The 18,064-nt window shown below is 70.5% G+C and carries 15 protein-coding genes, 3 pseudogenes and 1 riboswitch; of the genes and pseudogenes, 9 read left to right on the top strand and 9 right to left on the bottom strand.

Translation table 11 applies throughout. The features are described from left to right. Window positions 1-27: 27 nt before the first annotated feature. The 4 genes from groL to thrC form a co-directional block, all read right to left on the bottom strand. A complete protein-coding gene (groL, locus tag ACN9M0_RS20180) occupies window positions 28-1,656 on the bottom strand; it encodes a chaperonin GroEL (protein ID WP_366040645.1) in 1,629 nt (542 codons plus the stop codon). Between the two features lie 363 nt (window positions 1,657-2,019). Further along, entirely contained in the window at window positions 2,020-2,223 is a 204-nt protein-coding gene (locus ACN9M0_RS20175; RefSeq protein ID WP_015035246.1) for a cold-shock protein, read from the bottom strand. Window positions 2,224-2,652: 429 nt separating this feature from the next. Then, complete coding sequence (locus ACN9M0_RS20170; RefSeq protein ID WP_426403987.1) at window positions 2,653-2,928, bottom strand: MoaD/ThiS family protein; 276 nt, start codon at window positions 2,926-2,928, stop codon at window positions 2,653-2,655. A 40-nt stretch (window positions 2,929-2,968) separates the two neighbouring features. Then, the gene (thrC, locus tag ACN9M0_RS20165; RefSeq protein ID WP_366040644.1) at window positions 2,969-4,279 is read right to left on the bottom strand and encodes a threonine synthase; all 1,311 of its coding nucleotides are present in this window, start codon (window positions 4,277-4,279) and stop codon (window positions 2,969-2,971) included. After that, window positions 4,273-4,468: riboswitch (SAM riboswitch) on the bottom strand. Its footprint overlaps the gene before it by 7 nt. 149 nt (window positions 4,469-4,617) lie before the next feature. Between thrC and ACN9M0_RS20160 the strand changes: the two genes are divergently transcribed. The 3 genes from ACN9M0_RS20160 (at window position 4,618) to ACN9M0_RS20150 (ending at window position 8,835) form a co-directional block, all read left to right on the top strand. Then, window positions 4,618-5,559, top strand: coding sequence for a glucosyl-3-phosphoglycerate synthase (locus tag ACN9M0_RS20160; RefSeq protein WP_366040643.1), 942 nt, complete (start codon window positions 4,618-4,620; stop codon window positions 5,557-5,559). A gap of 38 nt (window positions 5,560-5,597) precedes the next feature. Continuing rightward, a complete protein-coding gene (locus tag ACN9M0_RS20155) occupies window positions 5,598-7,394 on the top strand; it encodes a DUF11 domain-containing protein (RefSeq protein ID WP_426403986.1) in 1,797 nt (598 codons plus the stop codon). An 82-nt stretch (window positions 7,395-7,476) separates the two neighbouring features. Then, window positions 7,477-8,835 (top strand): alpha,alpha-trehalose-phosphate synthase (UDP-forming), encoded by a 1,359-nt coding sequence (locus ACN9M0_RS20150; RefSeq protein WP_366040641.1) that lies wholly within the window; start codon window positions 7,477-7,479, stop codon window positions 8,833-8,835. On the opposite strand, the pseudogene ACN9M0_RS20145 reads toward ACN9M0_RS20150, so the two are convergent. Further along, window positions 8,825-8,926: pseudogene (locus tag ACN9M0_RS20145) on the bottom strand (winged helix-turn-helix transcriptional regulator); the annotation flags it as partial. The gene ACN9M0_RS20150 and the pseudogene ACN9M0_RS20145 sit on opposite strands and share 11 nt — an antisense overlap. A 111-nt stretch (window positions 8,927-9,037) precedes the next feature. On the opposite strand from ACN9M0_RS20145, the pseudogene ACN9M0_RS20140 reads away from it, so the two are divergent. From ACN9M0_RS20140 to ACN9M0_RS20130, 3 genes and pseudogenes are all read left to right on the top strand, one after another. After that, window positions 9,038-9,421, top strand: a pseudogene (locus ACN9M0_RS20140) (NAD(P)-dependent oxidoreductase); the annotation flags it as partial. Window positions 9,422-9,431: 10 nt separating this feature from the next. Then, window positions 9,432-9,755 (top strand): hypothetical protein, encoded by a 324-nt coding sequence (locus ACN9M0_RS20135; protein ID WP_366040640.1) that lies wholly within the window; start codon window positions 9,432-9,434, stop codon window positions 9,753-9,755. A gap of 79 nt (window positions 9,756-9,834) precedes the next feature. Further along, window positions 9,835-12,141 carry an immune inhibitor A domain-containing protein gene (locus tag ACN9M0_RS20130; RefSeq protein ID WP_366040639.1) on the top strand — a complete coding sequence of 769 codons (2,307 nt, stop codon included), beginning with the start codon at window positions 9,835-9,837 and terminating at the stop codon, window positions 12,139-12,141. Between the two features lie 113 nt (window positions 12,142-12,254). Here ACN9M0_RS20130 and otsB read toward each other — a convergent pair whose 3' ends face one another. From otsB to ACN9M0_RS20115, 3 genes are all read right to left on the bottom strand, one after another. Continuing rightward, on the bottom strand, window positions 12,255-13,100 hold the full coding sequence (otsB, locus tag ACN9M0_RS20125) for a trehalose-phosphatase (protein WP_426403985.1): 846 nt from the start codon (window positions 13,098-13,100) through the stop codon (window positions 12,255-12,257). A 61-nt stretch (window positions 13,101-13,161) separates the two neighbouring features. After that, window positions 13,162-13,443, bottom strand: a complete 282-nt coding sequence (locus tag ACN9M0_RS20120; RefSeq protein WP_366040637.1) for a DUF3263 domain-containing protein — start codon at window positions 13,441-13,443, stop codon at window positions 13,162-13,164. An 84-nt stretch (window positions 13,444-13,527) separates the two neighbouring features. Beyond that, entirely contained in the window at window positions 13,528-13,677 is a 150-nt protein-coding gene (locus tag ACN9M0_RS20115) for a FitA-like ribbon-helix-helix domain-containing protein (RefSeq protein ID WP_426403984.1), read from the bottom strand. 98 nt (window positions 13,678-13,775) lie between these two features. On the opposite strand from ACN9M0_RS20115, the pseudogene ACN9M0_RS20110 reads away from it, so the two are divergent. Beyond that, a pseudogene (locus ACN9M0_RS20110) lies at window positions 13,776-14,326 on the top strand (RNA-guided endonuclease InsQ/TnpB family protein); the annotation flags it as partial. A 56-nt stretch (window positions 14,327-14,382) separates the two neighbouring features. Here the strand turns inward: ACN9M0_RS20110 and ACN9M0_RS20105 are convergent. Then, window positions 14,383-15,666 (bottom strand): extracellular solute-binding protein, encoded by a 1,284-nt coding sequence (locus ACN9M0_RS20105; protein ID WP_366040635.1) that lies wholly within the window; start codon window positions 15,664-15,666, stop codon window positions 14,383-14,385. 230 nt (window positions 15,667-15,896) lie between these two features. On the opposite strand from ACN9M0_RS20105, the gene ACN9M0_RS20100 reads away from it, so the two are divergent. Together ACN9M0_RS20100 and nagA are read left to right on the top strand one after the other, a co-directional pair. After that, a complete protein-coding gene (locus ACN9M0_RS20100) occupies window positions 15,897-16,856 on the top strand; it encodes an ROK family protein (protein WP_366040634.1) in 960 nt (319 codons plus the stop codon). Next, on the top strand, window positions 16,856-18,001 hold the full coding sequence (nagA, locus tag ACN9M0_RS20095) for an N-acetylglucosamine-6-phosphate deacetylase (protein ID WP_366040633.1): 1,146 nt from the start codon (window positions 16,856-16,858) through the stop codon (window positions 17,999-18,001). The genes ACN9M0_RS20100 and nagA overlap by 1 nt, the downstream gene beginning before the upstream one ends. Window positions 18,002-18,064: the final 63 nt, after the last annotated feature.

The following is an 18,064-nucleotide window of genomic DNA, read 5'->3' as shown; positions in this document are numbered from 1 at the left end:
AGCGATGAACCACCGATCCCAGGGGGATCAGAAGTCCATGTCACCGCCCGGCATGCCGCCGCCGGCCGGCGCGGACGCCTTCTCCGGCTTGTCGGCGATGACGGCCTCGGTGGTGAGGAACAGCGCGGCGATCGACGCGGCGTTCTGCAGCGCGGAGCGCGTGACCTTCGCCGGGTCGATGATGCCCTCGGCGATGAGGTCGACGTACTCGTTGGTCGCGGCGTTCAGGCCGTGGCCGACGGGCAGGTTGCGGACCTTCTCCGCCACGACGCCGCCCTCGAGGCCGGCGTTGACCGCGATCTGCTTCAGCGGGGCCTCGAGGGCCAGCTTCACGATGTTCGCGCCCGTGGCCTCGTCGCCCGACAGGTCGGCCTCGAGCTTCTCGAAGACGTTCGACGCCTGGAGCAGGGCCACGCCACCGCCGGCGACGATGCCCTCCTCGACGGCCGCCTTCGCGTTGCGAACGGCGTCCTCGATGCGGTGCTTGCGCTCCTTGAGCTCGACCTCGGTCGCGGCACCGGCCTTGATGACGGCCACGCCGCCGGCCAGCTTCGCGAGGCGCTCCTGGAGCTTCTCGCGGTCGTAGTCCGAGTCGGAGTTCTCGATCTCGGCGCGGATCTGGTTCACGCGACCGGCGACCTGGTCGCTGTCACCGGCACCGTCGACGATGGTGGTCTCGTCCTTGGTGATGACGACCTTGCGGGCGCGGCCGAGCAGGTCCAGGCCCGCGTTCTCGAGCTTGAGGCCGACCTCCTCGGAGATGACCGTGCCGCCCGTGAGGATGGCGATGTCGTTCAGCATCGCCTTGCGGCGGTCGCCGAAGCCCGGGGCCTTGACCGCGACGGACTTGAAGGTGCCGCGGATCTTGTTGACGACCAGGGTCGACAGGGCCTCGCCCTCGACGTCCTCGGCGATGATCAGCAGCGGCTTGCCCGACTGCATGACCTTCTCCAGGAGCGGAAGGAGGTCCTTCACGGAGGAGATCTTGGAGTTGACGATCAGGAGGTACGGGTCGTCGAGCGACGCCTCCATGCGCTCCATGTCGGTCGCGAAGTACGCCGAGATGTAGCCCTTGTCGAAGCGCATGCCCTCGGTGAGCTCCAGCTCCAGACCGAAGGTCTGGGACTCCTCGACGGTGATGACGCCTTCCTTGCCGACCTTGTCCATCGCCTCGGCGATGAGCTCGCCGATCTGGGTGTCGGCGGCGGAGATGGAGGCCGTGGAAGCGATCTGCTCCTTGGTCTCGACATCCTTCGCCTGCTCGAGCAGGGCACCGGAGACGGCCTCGACGGCCTTCTCGATACCGCGCTTGAGGGCCATCGGGTTGGCACCGGCGGCGACGTTGCGGAGGCCCTCGCGGACGAGCGCCTGGGCGAGGACGGTGGCGGTGGTCGTACCGTCGCCGGCGACGTCGTCCGTCTTCTTGGCGACTTCCTTGACCAGCTCGGCGCCGATCTTCTCGTACGGGTCCTCGAGCTCGATCTCCTTGGCGATGGAGACACCATCGTTGGTGATCGTGGGGGCGCCCCACTTCTTCTCGAGGACGACGTTGCGGCCCTTGGGGCCGAGGGTGACCTTGACGGCGTCAGCGAGCTGGTTCATGCCGCGCTCGAGACCGCGCCGGGCCTCCTCGTCGAACGCGATGATCTTGGCCATGTGAAGTGGTCCTCCCGGACATGGGGTGGATAACGCTCCAGGACCGCGCCGACGCCCGCGACGGACGGCCTGCGTACCCGATGGTTCCTTGCCCCACCTGGCCGCGGGCCTCATCTGCCCGATCCTCGTAAGCACTCTCACCTTCAGAGTGCTAACGCCAATGATTAGCACTCGACCTAGGGGAGTGCAAGCCGTTCCGAAGGAACGTCGATGAGGTGTGGTGGTCGGGCGACGGGCGGCTGCAAGCGACTCCCGACGATCGGGACGTACGCGGAGGAAGGCCGGGAACGCACGAGGGGTCCGCATCCCCTCAGGGATGCGGACCCCTCGACGGCGTTGCGTCGGTGGCCGATCGCGCCGCGCTCAGACGGCGAGCTTGACCATGTCCGCCTGCGGACCCTTCTGGCCCTGCGAGATCTCGAACTCGACCCGCTGGCCCTCTTCGAGGCTGCGGTAGCCATCCATCTGGATCGCGCTGTAGTGGACGAAAACATCCGCACCACCGTCTACCGCGATGAAGCCGTAGCCCTTCTCCGCGTTGAACCACTTGACGGTGCCCTGAGCCATGCCTAACTCCCCTATTACTGGCCCTTGCGCGGGACCCGCACTTCGCGGAACCCGGGTCAGACCCTGCGCCGGAACGCGTCGACCGCCGCTGAATGTATCTGCCCAACTGCCCTCTGCAACAGGTCAATCGACCGAGAATTCTGCGCACTCAGGAAAGGGGAATTGGGGAGAATCCCCTGAATTACGGGGCAAGTCGGGCCCGGCAAAGCGCGCAGAACGTACACAACGCGCAGACACTTTGGCTGCTTCTTGTCGTGCGGGGACGCATTCTCATATGCACCCGGCATGAGCAGCGGAGGGGACTTCCCCAACTCTACCCCGCTCAACCATGCAGAATTGCCCCCTCCGCTTATCGCGCGGAAGGGGCAATTCGTACTGACTGGTAAGCCTTGGCGAAGAATCAGCACCCGGCGGCACTGTGCTCGACGGTCAGCCTCCGGCGACGGCGGGGATGATCGAGACGCCCGCACCGGCCGGGGTGGCCGTCTCCAGGCCCTGCTCGAAGCGCACGTCGTCGTCGTTGACGTACACGTTGACGAAGCGGCGCAGCTTGCCCTGGTCGTCCAGGACGCGGGCGGCGATGCCCGCGTGGTTCTTCTCCAGGTCCGCGATGACCTCGGCGAGGGTCGTGCCCTCGGCCTGGACCTCGGACTGACCGCCCGTGTAGGTGCGGAGGATGGTGGGGATGCGGACGTTCACGGCCATGTCTTCGAAACCTTTCAGTGGGCCAGGAAAGCGGACCGGCTCAGAGCGCCAGGCCCGCGTCGCGGAACGCGTCCAGGCTCGGGCGGATGGTGGCGGTCGCCTGAGAGGTGTCGGCCACCGCGTCCAGGGTCTTGAGTCCGTCGCCGGTGTTGAGGACGACGGTGGTGAGCTCCGGGTCGATGAGACCGGCCTCGACGAGCTTCTTCGTCACGCCGACGGTGACGCCGCCCGCGGTCTCCGCGAAGATGCCCTCGGTCTGCGCGAGGAGCTTGATCGCGTCGACGACCTGCTCGTCGTTCACGTCCTCCACGGCGCCGCCGGTGCGGCGGGCGATGTCGAGGACGTACGGGCCGTCGGCCGGGTTGCCGATCGCGAGCGACTTGGCGATCGTGTTCGGCTTCTGCGGGCGGACGACGTCGTGGCCGGCCTTGAAGGCGGCGGAGACCGGGGAGCAGCCCTCGGCCTGGGCGCCGAAGATCTTGTACGGCTTGTCCTCGACGAGGCCCAGCTTGATGAGCTCCTGGAGGCCCTTGTCGATCTTCGTGAGCTGGGAGCCGGAGGCGATCGGGATGACGAGCTGGTCGGGGATGACCCACCCGAGCTGCTCGCAGATCTCGTACGCGAGCGTCTTGGAGCCCTCGCCGTAGTACGGGCGGAGGTTGACGTTCACGAAGCCCCAGCCCTCGCCGAGCGGGTCGCCGATGAGCTCCGAGCAGAAGCGGTTGACGTCGTCGTAGTTGCCCTCGATGCCGACGAGGTCACCGCCGTAGACCGCGGCCATGACGACCTTGCCCTGCTCCAGGTCGTGCGGGATGAACACGCAGGAACGGAAGCCGGCGCGGGCGGCGGCGGCGCCGACGGCGCCGGCCAGGTTGCCGGTGGAGGAGCAGGAGAGGGTGGTGAAGCCGAAGGCGCGGGCGGCTTCGAGCGCCTGGGCGACGACCCGGTCCTTGAAGGAGTGCGTCGGGTTGCCGGAGTCGTCCTTGACGAAGAGCTTGCCGGGGGCGACGCCGATCTCGCGGGCGAGGTTGTCGGCCTGGACGAGCTTGGTCCACCCCGGGTTCAGGTTCGGCTTCTCGGCGACGTCGGCGGGGACGGGCAGCAGGGGGGCGTAGCGCCAGATGTTGGCGGGGCCGGCCTCGATCTGCTTGCGCAGCGACTCGGGGTCACCGACGGGGAGGTCGTACGCGACCTCGAGCGGTCCGAAACAGAGTTCGCAGGCGAAGATCGGGCCGAGTGCGAACACTTCACCGCATTCGCGGCAGGAAAGCCCGGACGCGGGACCGAGGTCGACCGAAGTGGCGGGGGTAACAGTCTGTGCAGCCATGGAGGCGAGGCCCTTTCTCCTCATCTTTCCCATGACGAATTTTTCGCCATGAGACGGATTTGGCACCTTCCCTAGCCGGGAGCCTCGCGCAAACAAGCTGCGTCCGTCAGGACACCACTAGGGGTGGTGGCCGGGAGACGGGTGGACGAGTAACCGACTGGAGGGTTGCCGGGGCTTCAACGGGCCGTTTCCCTCTGCCCCTCTGGATGAGCGGTATTCGATTGTGAAGCGCGGTGGACTTTCGTTCCTGCGCTCCGGCGCGGGCGGCACCCCGACGTGCATCGGGCATCCGCGTTGTTCAAGACTGTAACCGAAGGCCCGGACGCTTGGACCGGCCGTCCGAACCGCGAGATGGAGATCACGTGCTGGAAGAGGTGGAGCGCTGGCTGGACCGGCGGTCCTGGTCCGTGGCGGACCGGCCGCTGGAGCGGATCCTCGCCGCGAAGCGGAACACGAAGGTCAGCGTCGTCCTGCCCGCGCTGAACGAGGAGGCGACGGTCGGGGACATCGTCGCCGTGATCCGCCGCGAGCTGATGACCGAGGCGGTGCCGCTCGTCGACGAGCTGGTGGTGATCGACTCGGGCTCCACGGACCGTACGGCCGAGGTGGCGGCGGCGGCCGGCGCGCGGGTGGTCGCGCGCGACGCGATACTCCCCCGGATACCGGCCGTACCCGGCAAGGGCGAGGTCCTGTGGCGGTCACTGATGGTGACGAGCGGGGACGTCGTGTGCTTCGTCGACGCGGACCTGCGGGACTTCTCGGCGGACTTCGTGACGGGGATCGTGGGCCCGCTGCTCACGGACCCGGACGTCGACTTCGTGAAGGCGATGTACGACCGCCCGTTCGGGGACACGCCCGGTCAGGGCGGCAGGGTCACCGAGCTGGTGGCGCGCCCCCTCCTCAACCTCCACTGGCCGCAGCTGGCCGGCTTCGTGCAGCCGCTGGGCGGCGAGTACGCGGCGCGGCGCTCGCTGCTCGAACGGCTGCCGTTCCCGGTCGGTTACGGAGTGGAGCTGGGGCTGCTCGTGGACGCCCTGCACACGGTGGGCCTGGACGCGCTCGCACAGGTGGACGTGGGGGTGCGCAAGCACCGGCACCAGGACGGGCTGGCGCTGGGCCGGATGGCGGCGGCGATCTACCGGACGGCGCAGCTGCGGCTCTCGCGGGGCCATCTGGTGCGGCCGCGGCTGACCCAGTTCGAGCGGGGCGAGCAGGGCTTCGAGCCGCGGACGTACGCGGTGGACACGGAGGAGCGGCCGCCGATGGCCGAGATCGCGGAGTATGCGCACCGCCGCGTGGCGTAACGTCCCACGATGATCCGTTTTGCATACATTGCCCTTTTATGCGCTTCAGACGATTCCACCTGGGCAGGATGCTGGCGGCCATCGGGCTCACGGCGGGCTCGCTCGCGTCCGCGGCGGCCGGTCCGGCCGCCGCGGACGTGGTCGAGCCCTTCGGCAAGCGGTACGACGAGTCGCTGTACGGCGACTTCACCACGATCGGCAACACGGTCATGGGCTGCCCGACGGCCCCGGCCGACCTGGCGGCGCGCTGCGCGACGGCGGCCGCCGGCCAGGGCTCGGACAACAACAACACCTTCGTGATGCAGCGGATCGACGCGGCGGGCACCGGGGGCGGGTACGGCTCCAGCACCGGCCACGTCAAGGTCCCGGCGGGCGCGGAGGTCGCGTACGCCCGGCTGTTCTGGGGCGGCAACGACGGCACGTACAAGGGCCCGAGCGGCGCCCAGCTGAAGCGCTGCGACATCTCCGGCGCGGACGTCGGGCGCTCCCCCGGCGACCCGACGACGACGGCCCCGCTGATCAAGGTCGGGGCGGGTCCCGCGGTCCCGGTCTCGATCGACAGCATGGTCGCCGACCCGGCCGACACCAGCGGCCCGCACTACTACACGGGCGAGTCCGACGTGACCGCCGCCTTCACGGGCGTCTCGGGGACGGACGCGCGGGTGGCGGTCGGCAACCTCTGGGCGCCGAACGGCAAGGGCTGCGTGGCCGGCTGGTCCCTCACGGTCGTCCACGAGTTCCCGGGACCTGACCCGGTGAAGGCCCCCGAACGGCGGAACGTCCACGTCTACGGCGGCCACGTCCTCCAGCGGTCCACCTCCCCCGCCACCACGATCACCGTGGACGGCTTCCACCGGGGCCCGGGCACGGTCCGCGCGAGTGTGACCGCGTACGAGGGCGACTGGAACACGCCGGGCGACAAGTTCCTCGTCGACGGCAAGAACGTCACCGAGGCCCACACCGGCAACACCGACAACTTCTTCGTCAGCGAGGACGACGGCGCCGTCTCCCCCAGGCTGGTCGACAACCTGAGCATCGACGCGAAGGCCTTCGACCTCCCCGCCGGCGCCGTCCCGCCGGGCGCGAGCTCCGCCGACCTGACCTTCTCCACCAGCGGCGACACCTACGTGCCGTCCGGACTCGCCTTCTCCGTGCCCGTCCCCGACCTGGAGATCACCAAGACGGCGACCCCGCGCACGGCGAAGCCGGGCGACACCGTCACGTACACGATCACCGCCAGGAACATCAGCCCGCTCGACTACCCGAACGCCAAGTTCAGCGACGACCTGACCGCGAGCCTGGACGACGCCGACTACGCCGGTGACGTACGGACGGACCTCGGCAAGGTCTCGTACGAGAAACCGAGGATCGGGTACGCGGGGACCATCCCGGCCGGGAAGACGGCGACCGTCACCTACTCGGTGAAGATCAAGAACCCGGCGACCGGCGACGGGAGGCTCCGCAACAGCGTGGAGGTGGAGACACCCCGCTCGAACTGCGGAGACGGGAGCGAGGACCCGTCCTGCGGGGTGACCCCGGAGATCGAGAAGCCGACGCCGACGCCGGCACCGACGGAGCCGTCACAGAGCCCGACGGTGGACCCGACACCGACACAGCCGGAGCCGTCGGCGAGCGCCTCCGCCACCGTCTCGGTGCTCCCGTCCACCCCCTCCTCTCCTGCTCCCCCGGCCCCCGGTCCGCAGGGCGGACACGGCGGTTCGATGGCCGAGACGGGCGGCAACGGCGAGCGGCTGTGGCTGCTCGGCGCGCTCGCGGTGGCCCTGGCGGCGACGGGCCTGGTGGCCAAGGCGGCGATGCGCGGCCGGCGCGACTGACGCACGACCACGCTGGGTGGCCGGATCAGCCTGTCTCGTATACGTACGTTTGAGCGTTTACGGGACGGGCTAGGTTCGCCACATGGCTACTGTGCTCGTGGCATCCAACCGGGGCCCTGTCTCGTACGTGCTCGGCGAGGACGGCTCGCTCGACACCCGCAGGGGCGGGGGCGGCCTGGTCTCGGCCCTGAGCACCATCGACTCCCAGGAGAGCCTCTGGGTGTGCGCGGCCCTCGGCGAGGGCGACCGGGAGGCCGTCCGGCAGGGCGTCGGGGAGCCGGGCGTACGGATGCTGGACATCCCGCCGGACATGTACGCCGACGCGTACAACGGCATCGCGAACTCGGTGCTGTGGTTCCTCCACCATCATCTGTACGACATCCCGCGCGAGCCGGTCTTCGACGCGGCCTTCCGCCGGCGCTGGGATTCCTACCGCGCCTACAACCGCGCCTTCGCGGAGGCGCTGGCCGCCGAGGCGGCCGAGGGCGCGGCCGTCCTGGTGCAGGACTACCACCTGGCCCTGGTCCCGGGGCAGCTCCGCGAGCTCCGCCCGGACCTGCGGATCGCCCACTTCACGCACACACCGTGGGCATCCTCCACGTACCTCCGCATGCTCCCGACCGACATCCGCGAGGAGCTGCTCCGGGGCATGCTGGGCGCGGACCGGCTGGGCTTCCACACGCGCGCGTGGGCCGCGGCCTTCACGGACTGCGCGGGAGCCTCCGGCCTGGGCCGCTCGCAGGTCGCCGTGTACCCCTTGGGCGTCGACGCCGAGGAGCTCCGCGCACTGGCCCACCGCCCGGAGGTGGACGAGAAGCTCACCGAGCTGCGCGCCGAGGTCGGCGACCGGAAGACGATCGTCCGAGTGGACCGCACGGAACTCTCGAAGAACATCCTGCGCGGCCTCCTGGCCTACCGCGAGCTCCTGACCACCCACCCCGAATGGCGCGACCGGGTGGTCCACCTGGCCTCGGCGTACCCCTCCCGCCAGGACCTGGAGTCGTACCGGGCGTACACGGCGGCGGTGGCGGAGCTGGCGGACGAGATCAACACCGAATTCGGCACGGCGGACTGGCAGCCGGTCCTGGTCTCGGTGAAGGACGACTTCACCCGCTCCCTGGCCGCCTACCGCCTCGCGGACGTGGCCCTGGTGAACCCGGTGCGCGACGGCATGAACCTGGTCGCGAAGGAGATACCGGTGGTCTCGGAGACGGGCTGCGCACTCGTCCTGTCGACGGGCGCGGGCGCGTACGAGGAGCTGAAGGAGGACGCGCTCACGGTGAACCCCTTCGACGTCTCGGAGACGGCCGAAGCGCTGCACACTGCCCTCACGATGCCCCCGTCCGAACGCGCGGACCGCACCAAACGCCTGTCGTCCACGGCCACGTCCCTGCCCCCGCAACGCTGGTTCCTGGACCAGCTGGAGGCGCTCAGGGACTAGCAGTCCCGGACCGCCGCTGCCTGCCCCAAGCGGCCAGTGGTTCGAGGGCTCCGTTGAGGCGGATGCCGGACTTGGTGAGGGCGTACTCGACGCGGGGCGGGACAGGTCAGAGGCCCGGAGCAGCCTTTGGGGCATGACACGGAACAGCACGCCGCAGTCCCCCGTCTCCCTTCTCGGTCTCGGTCTCGGTCTCGGTCTCGGTGCCATGGGTGCCGCCCTGCACGATGTCGCCCCGCTCAGCGGCATGTACGGGATGTTCGCCGGGGCGGCGCACGCCTTCGCGTTGATCCGGCGGGAGGACATCGATCCCGCGGCGTTCGCCCCGCTGCTCGCCGACTGGCTCGCCGCCATGGCCCAGGGCGTCCACGGGACGGCCGCCCAGCTGCGGTCCGGCGACTACACGGAGGGCGTGGTCTCCGACCTCGCCATGCAGGTGGCCGGCACGCCGACGTTCCTGGCCACGGCCGAGGGGCAGGGCGTCGGCCCGGAACTGCTCCGGCCGCACTTCGAGCTGATGCGCCGTCGGCTCGACGTCGGCAGCAGCGAGGAGGACCTGACGGGTGTGGTGGACCTGCTCCTTCGTTAGGGTCGCGCTCATGACGCGCCTCAAGGTCGAGATATCCGTTCCCCGCACTCACCTGGAGGCCGTTCTCGACGCTCTCCACGGGGCAGGAGCGGGGCAGGTCGGCGAGTACGCCCGGTGTTCCAGTACGTGGCGGGTGACCGGCACCTGGCAGCCGTTGCCCGGCTCGCAGCCCTACGACGGTGAGGTGGGCGTCACGCGGCAGGCCGAGGAGTGCCGGATCGAGTCCGTCTGCGACGAGGAGCAGGCCCGTACGGTGCTCAAGGCCGTGCGTGACGCCCACCCGTACGAGGAGGCGGTCATCAACTTCCTACCCCTGTACGAGCCCTGGACGTGAGTGCCAGACTCTGCGCGATCGTTCCCCCAGGCGATCCGTTTTCCCCACCCATGAGGCAAGCGGAAGGATCGCAAGACACGTGAAAAAGATTGTCGTGGGCATGACCCTCGGGTCGGCGCTCACCGCACTCCTCGCCGCCGGGCTCACCCCCGCCGCCGCGCAGGAAGCCCGGGACGCCGCACCGGCGGGCGCGAACGCGCACCGGCCCGACAACCGTCCCGGACCTCTCACGAAGCAGCGCACCCAGCTGCGCGAGCAGGCGATCGACCTGATCGCCAAGGGCAAGGCCAAGGCGAACGCCCAGGGCGTCGTCGAGGTCGCGCCCGGCAAGTTCACCGAGACCGAGACCACCACCGCCACCCGCCAGGAGAAGATCTTCACGATCCTCTCCGAGTTCGGCGACCAGGGCTCCGGCAAACTCGGCACCGTCCCCGGCCCGCTGCACAACCAGATACCGCAGCCCGACCGGACCACGGACAACTCCAACGCCTGGTCCGCCGACTTCTCGAAGTCCCACTACGAGAACCTCTTCAACGGCTCCGGCGAGTCCATGAAGACGTACTACGAGAAGCTGTCCAGCGGCCGCTACTCGGTGACCAACACCGTCGAGGACTGGGTCAAGGTCCCCGGCAACGCCTCCACCTACGGCGACAACGCCGTCGAGGACACCGGCGGCTCCTGGGCCTTCATCCAGGACACCGGCGACGCCTGGTGGAACGCGCAGCTCGCCGCCGGCAAGACGCCCGCCGAGATCGACGCGTACCTCGCCCAGTTCGACGTCTGGGACCGCAACGACTGGGACCACGACGGCAACTTCAACGAGGCCGACGGCTACATCGACCACTTCCAGGCCGTGCACGCCGGCATGGGCGAGGACGCGGGCGGCGGCGCGCAGGGCGAGGACGCCATCTGGTCCCACCGCTGGTACGTCAACGGGGATGACTACGGGCTGACCGGCCCGGACGTCTCCGGCGCCCAGAACAAGGCCGGCGGCGCCCGCATCGGCCAGTCCAAGTACTGGCTCGGCGACTACACCACCGAGGGCGAGAACGGCGGACTCGGCGTCTTCTGCCACGAGTTCGGCCACGACCTCGGCCTGCCGGACTACTACGACACCGACGGCGGCGAGAACTCCACCGCCTTCTGGACCCTCATGAGCTCCGGCTCCTGGCTCGGCCACGGCGCCGCCGCCAACGCGGGCATCGGCACCCTCCCCGGTCTCATGGGCGCCGAGGAGAAGCTCTTCCTCGGCTGGCTCGACTACACCGACGCGCCGCTCGGCGCCACCGGCTCGTACACCCTGAGCCCGGCCGCGCTCCAGGTCCGCGGCAAGGCCCAGGCGGTCCGCGTCGCGCTCCCGGACAAGACGAGCAGCACCGCCTACGCCACGCCCACCTCGGGCACGCACGCCTGGTGGACCGGCTCCGCCGACGGCCTCAACCAGTCCCTCACCCGCTCCGTGCCCGCCGCCCCGCGCGTCACGGTCAAGGCGAGCGCCTGGTACGAGATCGAGGCCGACTTCGACTACCTCTTCGCCGAGTACTCCCTCGACGGCGGCGCCACCTGGGCCCGCGCGGGCGAGTCCGTCTCCGGCTCCTCGGGCGGCAAGTGGACGACGCTGCGCTACTCGTACGACTCCGCCGGCAAGCCGTCCCTCTTCCGCTTCCGCTACCAGAGCGACGGCGGCGTGCACTTCGCCGGCGCGTTCCTGGACGACATCACGCTGACCTCCGGCGGGACGACGCTGGCGGCGGACGACGTCGAGCAGGGCGTGGGCGGCTGGACCGCGCAGGGCCGCTGGAAGATCTCCACCGGCACCGAGACGGCCACCGCCCCGCGGTACTACCTCGTGGAGAACCGCGAGTACGTCGGCTCCGACGCGCTCCTCGCCGAGGGCCCCTACCAGTTCAGCAAGGGCATCACCGCCCCGGACTGGGTCGAGTTCTTCAAGTTCCAGAACGGCATGCTGGTCTGGTACGTCGACCGGTCCTTCGACGACAACAACGTCAGCAACCACCCCGGTGGCGGCTCGGCGATGGCCGTCGACGCCCGGCCGGCCCCCTTCCGGTACGCCGACGGGACCGCGCCCAGCAACCGGCGCCAGCCCTTCGACGCGACCTTCGGCCTGGAGGCCACGGACGCCACCTGCCTCCACAAGGAGGTCCTGGTGGGCAACGGCGGCAACAAGACCGTCGAGACGCTGGCGGCCTGCGCCCCCTCCGTCCCGGGCATCCCGGTCTTCGACGACACCGACCCGAACGCGTACTGGGACGCCTCGGCGCCGCAGGCCAGCGTGAAGGTCGGCGGTCACGGCGTGCGCGTCACGGTCACCGGTGACGCCGGCGACGACCTGACGATCAGCGTGGCCAACCCGGCCGCGCACTGATCCGTACGGAAAGACGCGGGGCGGTACGGAGGGGCCCGAGGCCCCTCCGTACCGCCCCTGCCTGCATTCCGGGCCGCTCAGCCCGCCCGTACCGCCCTCGCGGCGAGTCCGCGCTAGCCCTCCGCCCGTACCGCCCTCGCCAGTTCCGCCAGGAACTCGACCACGCCCGCCGGGCCCTGGACGGCGAGGTCCGCGCGTTCGGCGAGTTCCGGGACCTCGGTGGAACCGCTGCACACCAGGACGCCCGGGGTGCCGTCGGAGCGGAGCTTCTCGACCGCCGCGAAGGCCGGCAGGTCGCCCAGGTCGTCGCCCGCGTACAGCACGGACCCGGCGCCCACCTCCCGTACGTACTCCGCCAGGGCCACGCCCTTGTCCATGCCCGGCGGCCGCAGCTCGAGGACCATGCGGCCGGGCTCCAGGACCAGCCCGTGGGCGACGGCCAGGTCGCCCAGCGGGCCCTTGAGGGCCTCGAAGGCGCCCTCCGGGTCCTGCGCGCGCCGGGTGTGGACGGCGACCGCGCGGCCCTTCTCCTCGATCCAGACGCCCGGCCAGGCCCCGGCCCGGTCCAGGAAGCCGGGGAGCTCGGCGCGGACGGAGGCCACCCCGGGGTGCGGGGCGGCGGCCCGGACGGTGCCGGTGACGGCGTCCCAGCGTTCGGCGCCGTAGTGGCCGAGGACGACGAGGTGCTCCAGGCCGGGGACGCCCGCGAAGCCGCCGTAGCGGACGGCCACCCCTGCGGGGCGGCCGGTCACGACGGCGATCGAGGCGACCTCGGGGGCGAGGGCGGCGAGGGCGGCCACGGCGCCGGGGTGGGCGCGCGCCTGCTCGGGGTCGGGGACGATCTCGGCGAGGGTGCCGTCGAAGTCGAGGGCGACGACGGCCTTCGCGGGCCGCGCGAGGAGCGCGGCCAGACCGTCTCGGCCGGTAGGGGTGGTCGGGTGCGGAAGGCTGCTGACCATGTTCCGACCCTACCGACGTACGGGAGTCCCGTCAGCGTGGCCGGAGTCACCCGTACGCCCTCTACCGCCGCCGCTGCTTCTCCTCGCGGACCCGGCGGAGCCGGTTGACGGTGACCGGGTCGTGGGCCAGGGCGCGCGGGTCGTCGAGGAGCGCGTTGAGGAGCTGGTAGTAGCGGGTCGGGGAGAGGCCGAGCCGCTCGCGGACGGCCCGCTCCTTGGCACCGGGACCGGGCCAGGAGCGGCGCTCGACGGCGAGGAGCGCCTGCTCGCGTTCCCCGAGCCCGCCGTCGTCGTCGGCAGCGATGTCGTCGGCAGCCGGTTCCCGGGCGTCGTCGGTGGTCATCCGGACTCCTTCCTGGACCCCTCGCCTTGGGCGGGCGAGGAAATGAAGCACCTGCGGCGCAGGGCGAGGAACGGCAAATCGTCGTCAGGGCGACTCGTCGTCCGCCACCAGAGCGGGCAACGCGCCCTCCAGCAAGTACAGGATCTCAGCGTTGATCGACCTGCGGTCCTCAGCCGCTTGCGCGACAAGACGCGCGTGGAGGTCTTCGGGAATGCGCAGCGCGAAACGAATCATGATGCCACTTTGACATCATGGCGACATCAAGGGAAGCGCGAGAGGCCGGGCACGCCCGGTTCACCTATCGCCTCCGCGTGTCGTCCAGCGCGAGGGCCGCCCAGCACGGGAAGAACGCCGCACAACGCCTCGCCCGGTATCAGCGGATGATGGCTCGGCGTAAGCCGAAGCGAGGTCAGGCCGCTTCCAAGGGATACCGCGAGGCGAAGCGCCAGACGGCGAAGTTGCACAAGAAGATCGCCCGTCAGCGTCAGGACACTGGTCGCAAGTGGCAAAGAAGGTCGTCCGCGACTTCGACCAGCTCGCGGTGGAGGACTTCCGCCCGCAGTTCCTCACGAAGTCGACCATGGCCCGCAAGGCCGCCGACGCGGCGATCTCCGCGACGAAGACGGCCCTGACCGAGATGGGCCGCAAGCACGGGCGCACAGTGCACCTGGTGCGCCCCGCCTACACCACGATGGACTGCGCAGACTGCGGAGCGAGAGCCAAGCACGCACTGCCCCTGTCCGAACGCACCTACACGTGCACCGCGTGCGGAGTATCCCGACCGAGGGACAAGAACTCCGCCCGCGTGATGCTCGTCCGGGCTGGTCTCGTACCGGCTGGCGTTGATCTTGCAAGACCTGCCGGACCGCCGGTCCGGCAGGCGAGGTGAGCCAGGAATCCCTCTCCTTCAGGAGGGGGAGCCGTCAAACGACCAACCTATTACTCGGCGCTCTCGGCCGCCGTCGCGTCCCGGCCGATCCGCCCGAGGACCTCGGACGGCTTGCCGCCCGGGCCGACGGCCTTGCCGATGTTCTGCTTGACGTTCTCGCTGACCTTGGCCCAGGAGGTCTTGCCGACGGGCGGGAGCTGCGCGTCGGGGAGGACCTTGAGGAAGACGCGCAGGTTGGCGTGGGCGGGGTCGGTCTCCATGCGGGTGGAGGCGGTGACGGTGACCGGCAGCAGGTCGTTGTCCCCGGCGAACTTCAGGACGTTCTCGTCGCTGAAGGCGAAGTTGAGGAAGTCGCCGATCTCCTTGCGGTGACCGTTCTGCTTGAAGCCCATGATCCAGTCGGCGACGCCCATGGAGGTCTTGGGCGTGCCGTCGGCGCCGGGGAGCGGGACCTGCCCGACCTTGACGCCCTTCTTCGCGGCCTCCTTGAGGAGCGAGGGGTGGCCGTTGAGCATGCCGACCTCGCCGTTCGCGAAGGCGGCGAAGGCGGCCTTGCGGTTGAGCCTGCCGGGGGCGACGGGGCCGGTGAGGTCCTTGCCGACGAGGTTCTTGCGGAGCCAGTCGAAGGTGCGCACGTTGGCGTCGGAGTCGATGGCGTAGCGGTCGGACGCGTCGGTCCAGCCACCGCCGCCGCTGAGCAGCCACATCAGGGCCTCGGCCTGGGCCTCCTCGGGGCCGAGCGGCAGCGCGAAGGGGGTGGTGACGCCCTTGGCCTTGAGCTTGGCGGCGGCCTCGGCGAGCTCGTCCCAGGTGGTGGGGGCCTTGGCGCCGGCCTCCTCGAAGAGCTCCTTGTTGTAGAAGAGCGGCCGGGTGGAGGCGACGAACGGCATGCCGTACTGGGTGCGCTTGTACTCGCCGGCCGCGACGAGCGGGCCGAGGAAGTTGGCCTGGACGGGTATGGAGAGGAGCTCGTCGGCGGCGTAGAGCTGCCCGGCGGCCGCGTAGTCGGCGTAGGCGCCGATCTGGGCGATGTCGGGGGCCTGGCCGGCCTTGACCATCTCGGCGACCTTGCGGTCGACGTCGTCCCAGGACACGACCTGGACCTCGACCTTGACCCCGGGGTGCTTCGCCTCGAAGGCGGCGACGAGGTCGGCCCAGTACTTCTTGGTGGTGTCACCGCCGGTCAGGTCGTAGTCGGCGGCGACCAGCTTCAGGGTCACGTCGCCGGAGTCGCCGCCGAGTGAGCCGCAGCCGGCGACCGTCGCGGTCAGTCCGAGGGCGGCGGCGGCCGCGGTCAGTCCAAGAAATCGTCGCCGCTCCACGGCTTCATCCACCTTTTGCTCGTCGTTGAGCTGTCGTTCCGCTGCATTGAGCTGCGTGTTTGCTCTTCTCAGGGCCGTAAGTCTGCCTCGCCCCCAGGCGTGAGGTCTACACCACTCGGGTATCACTTCCGCAACTGCGGCGGGACCATGGGCCCATGGCGGCGCTCGAATTTGTATCCGTACGCAACAATCCTCGGCAGTGGACTAGACCTTTTGGGTCCCCGCGGGACAGACTGTCCCCCGTGAGACACGTCATCGCCCTGGATGTGGGCGGCACCGGCATGAAGGCCGCCCTCGTCGGGGCGGACGGCACCCTGCTGCACGAGGCCCGCCGCGCCACCGGGCGCGAGCGCGGCCCCGAAGCCGTGGTGGAGACCATCCTCGGCTTCGCCGAAGAGCTCCGCGCCCTCGGCCAGGAGCGGTACGGACAGCCCGCCGCGGCCGCCGGAGTCGCCGTCCCCGGCATCGTCGACGCGGAGAACGGCATCGCCGTCTACGCCGCCAACCTCGGCTGGCGCGACGTTCCCATGCGCGAACTCCTCAGCCACCGCCTCGACGGCATCCCCGTCGCCCTCGGCCACGACGTGCGCACCGGCGGCCTCGCCGAAGGCCGCATCGGCGCGGGCAACGGCGCCGACCGCTTCCTCTTCGTGCCCCTCGGCACCGGCATCGCCGGAGCCATCGGCATCGGCGACCGCATCGAGGCCGGCGCCCACGGCTACGCCGGCGAGATCGGCCACATCGTCGTCCGCCCCGGCGGCACCGACTGCGGCTGCGGCCAGCGCGGCTGCCTGGAGCGGTACGCCTCCGCCTCCGCCGTCTCCCTCGCCTGGGCCGGGGCCAGCGGCGACCCCGACGCCGACGCCGCCGACTGCGCCAAGGCCGTCGAGTCCGGCGACCCCACCGCCGTACGGGTCTGGCAGGAGGCCGTCGACGCGCTCGCCGACGGCCTCGTCACCGCGCTCACCCTGCTGGACCCCCGCACGCTCATCATCGGTGGCGGGCTCGCCGAGGCCGGGGAAACCTTGTTCACACCACTCCGGGCCGCGGTGGAGGAACGCGTCACGTTCCAGAAGCTGCCCGCCATCGTCCCGGCGGCCCTCGGGGACACCGCCGGATGCCTGGGCGCGGGCCTCCTCGCCTGGGACCTGCTCGCCGACCAGCACCCCCAGCGCCCCACCGACTCGGAGGTTTCCGCCTGATGGCCGATCACAAGGTTCTCGCCGGCGCGCACGTCGTGCTGCCCACCGGAACGGTCGAGAACGGACGCGTGATCGTCGACGGCACCCGCATCGCGGGCTCCGCCCCGGAGGGCGCACCCACCGTCGACCTGACCGGCCACTGGCTCGTCCCCGGCTTCGTCGACATGCACAACCACGGCGGCGGCGGCGCCTCCTTCACCTCCGGCACCGTCGACGAGGTCCTCAAGGGCGTCCACACCCACCGCCTGCACGGCACCACCACCGTCGTAGCCTCCTTCGTCACCGGCGACATGGACTTCCTCGGCCGGCGGGCCGGGCTGCTCTCCGAACTCGCCGAGCAGGGCGACCTCGCCGGCCTCCACTTCGAGGGCCCCTTCATCTCCCCCTGCCGCAAGGGCGCCCACGACGAGACGCTCCTGCGCGACCCCGACCCGGCCGAGGTCCGCAAGCTGATCGACGCCGCGCGCGGCCAGGCCAAGATGGTCACCCTCGCCACCGAGCTGCCCGGCGGCCTCGACTCCGTACGCCTCCTCGCCGAGCACGGCGTGATCGCCGCCATCGGCCACACCGACGCGACGTACGAGCAGACGCGGGCGGCCATCGACGCGGGCGCCACCGTCGCCACCCACCTGTACAACGCGATGCCCGCCCTCGGTCACCGCGCCCCCGGCCCGATCGCGGCCCTCCTGGAGGACGAGCGGATCACCGTCGAGCTCATCAACGACGGCACCCACCTCCACCCCGCCGCCCTGGAGCTCGCCTTCCACCACGCGGGACCCGAGCGCGTCGCCTTCATCACCGACGCCATGGACGCCGCCGGCTTCGGCGACGGCAGCTACATGCTCGGCCCCCTGGCGGTCGAGGTGAAGGACAGCGTCGCCCGCCTCGTCGAGGGCGGCTCCATCGCCGGCTCCACCCTCACCCTGGACCGCGCCTTCAAGCGCGCGGCGACCATCGACGCCCTGCCGGTCGAATCGATCGTCCGGGCCATCTCCGCCAACCCCGCCCGGCTCCTCGGCGTGTACGACCGCGTCGGCTCCCTGGAGCCCGGCAAGGACGCCGACATCGTCGTCCTCGACGCGGAGTTCGAGCTCAAGGGCGTCATGCGCAAGGGCGAGTGGATCGTGGACCCCCTGTCGGTCTGATCAGGCGTCATCCACCAGGGCGGTTGGCCGGGGGTCTGGGCCAACCGCCTTTCGTTTGGCATG

The sequence above is a fragment of the Streptomyces sp. R-07 genome, assembly GCF_049913175.1.
Classification (GTDB): domain Bacteria; phylum Actinomycetota; class Actinomycetes; order Streptomycetales; family Streptomycetaceae; genus Streptomyces.
The sequence above is the reverse complement of the archived record's forward strand: the minus strand, read 5'-3'. Positions and strand labels throughout refer to the sequence as shown.

Excerpts from the sequence above, each read along its gene's own strand:
- groL (WP_366040645.1), bottom strand. The coding sequence starts at position 1,656 with ATGGCCAAGATCATCGCGTTCGACGAGGAGGCCCGGCGCGGTCTCGAG.
- ACN9M0_RS20175 (WP_015035246.1), bottom strand. The coding sequence starts at position 2,223 with ATGGCTCAGGGCACCGTCAAGTGGTTCAACGCGGAGAAGGGCTACGGC.
- ACN9M0_RS20170 (WP_426403987.1), bottom strand. The coding sequence starts at position 2,928 with ATGGCCGTGAACGTCCGCATCCCCACCATCCTCCGCACCTACACGGGC.
- thrC (WP_366040644.1), bottom strand. The coding sequence starts at position 4,279 with ATGAGGAGAAAGGGCCTCGCCTCCATGGCTGCACAGACTGTTACCCCC.
- ACN9M0_RS20155 (WP_426403986.1), top strand. The coding sequence starts at position 5,598 with ATGCGCTTCAGACGATTCCACCTGGGCAGGATGCTGGCGGCCATCGGG.
- ACN9M0_RS20150 (WP_366040641.1), top strand. The coding sequence starts at position 7,477 with ATGGCTACTGTGCTCGTGGCATCCAACCGGGGCCCTGTCTCGTACGTG.
- ACN9M0_RS20135 (WP_366040640.1), top strand. The coding sequence starts at position 9,432 with ATGACGCGCCTCAAGGTCGAGATATCCGTTCCCCGCACTCACCTGGAG.
- otsB (WP_426403985.1), bottom strand. The coding sequence starts at position 13,100 with ATGGTCAGCAGCCTTCCGCACCCGACCACCCCTACCGGCCGAGACGGT.
- ACN9M0_RS20120 (WP_366040637.1), bottom strand. The coding sequence starts at position 13,443 with ATGACCACCGACGACGCCCGGGAACCGGCTGCCGACGACATCGCTGCC.
- ACN9M0_RS20115 (WP_426403984.1), bottom strand. The coding sequence starts at position 13,677 with ATGATTCGTTTCGCGCTGCGCATTCCCGAAGACCTCCACGCGCGTCTT.
- nagA (WP_366040633.1), top strand. The coding sequence starts at position 16,856 with ATGGCCGATCACAAGGTTCTCGCCGGCGCGCACGTCGTGCTGCCCACC.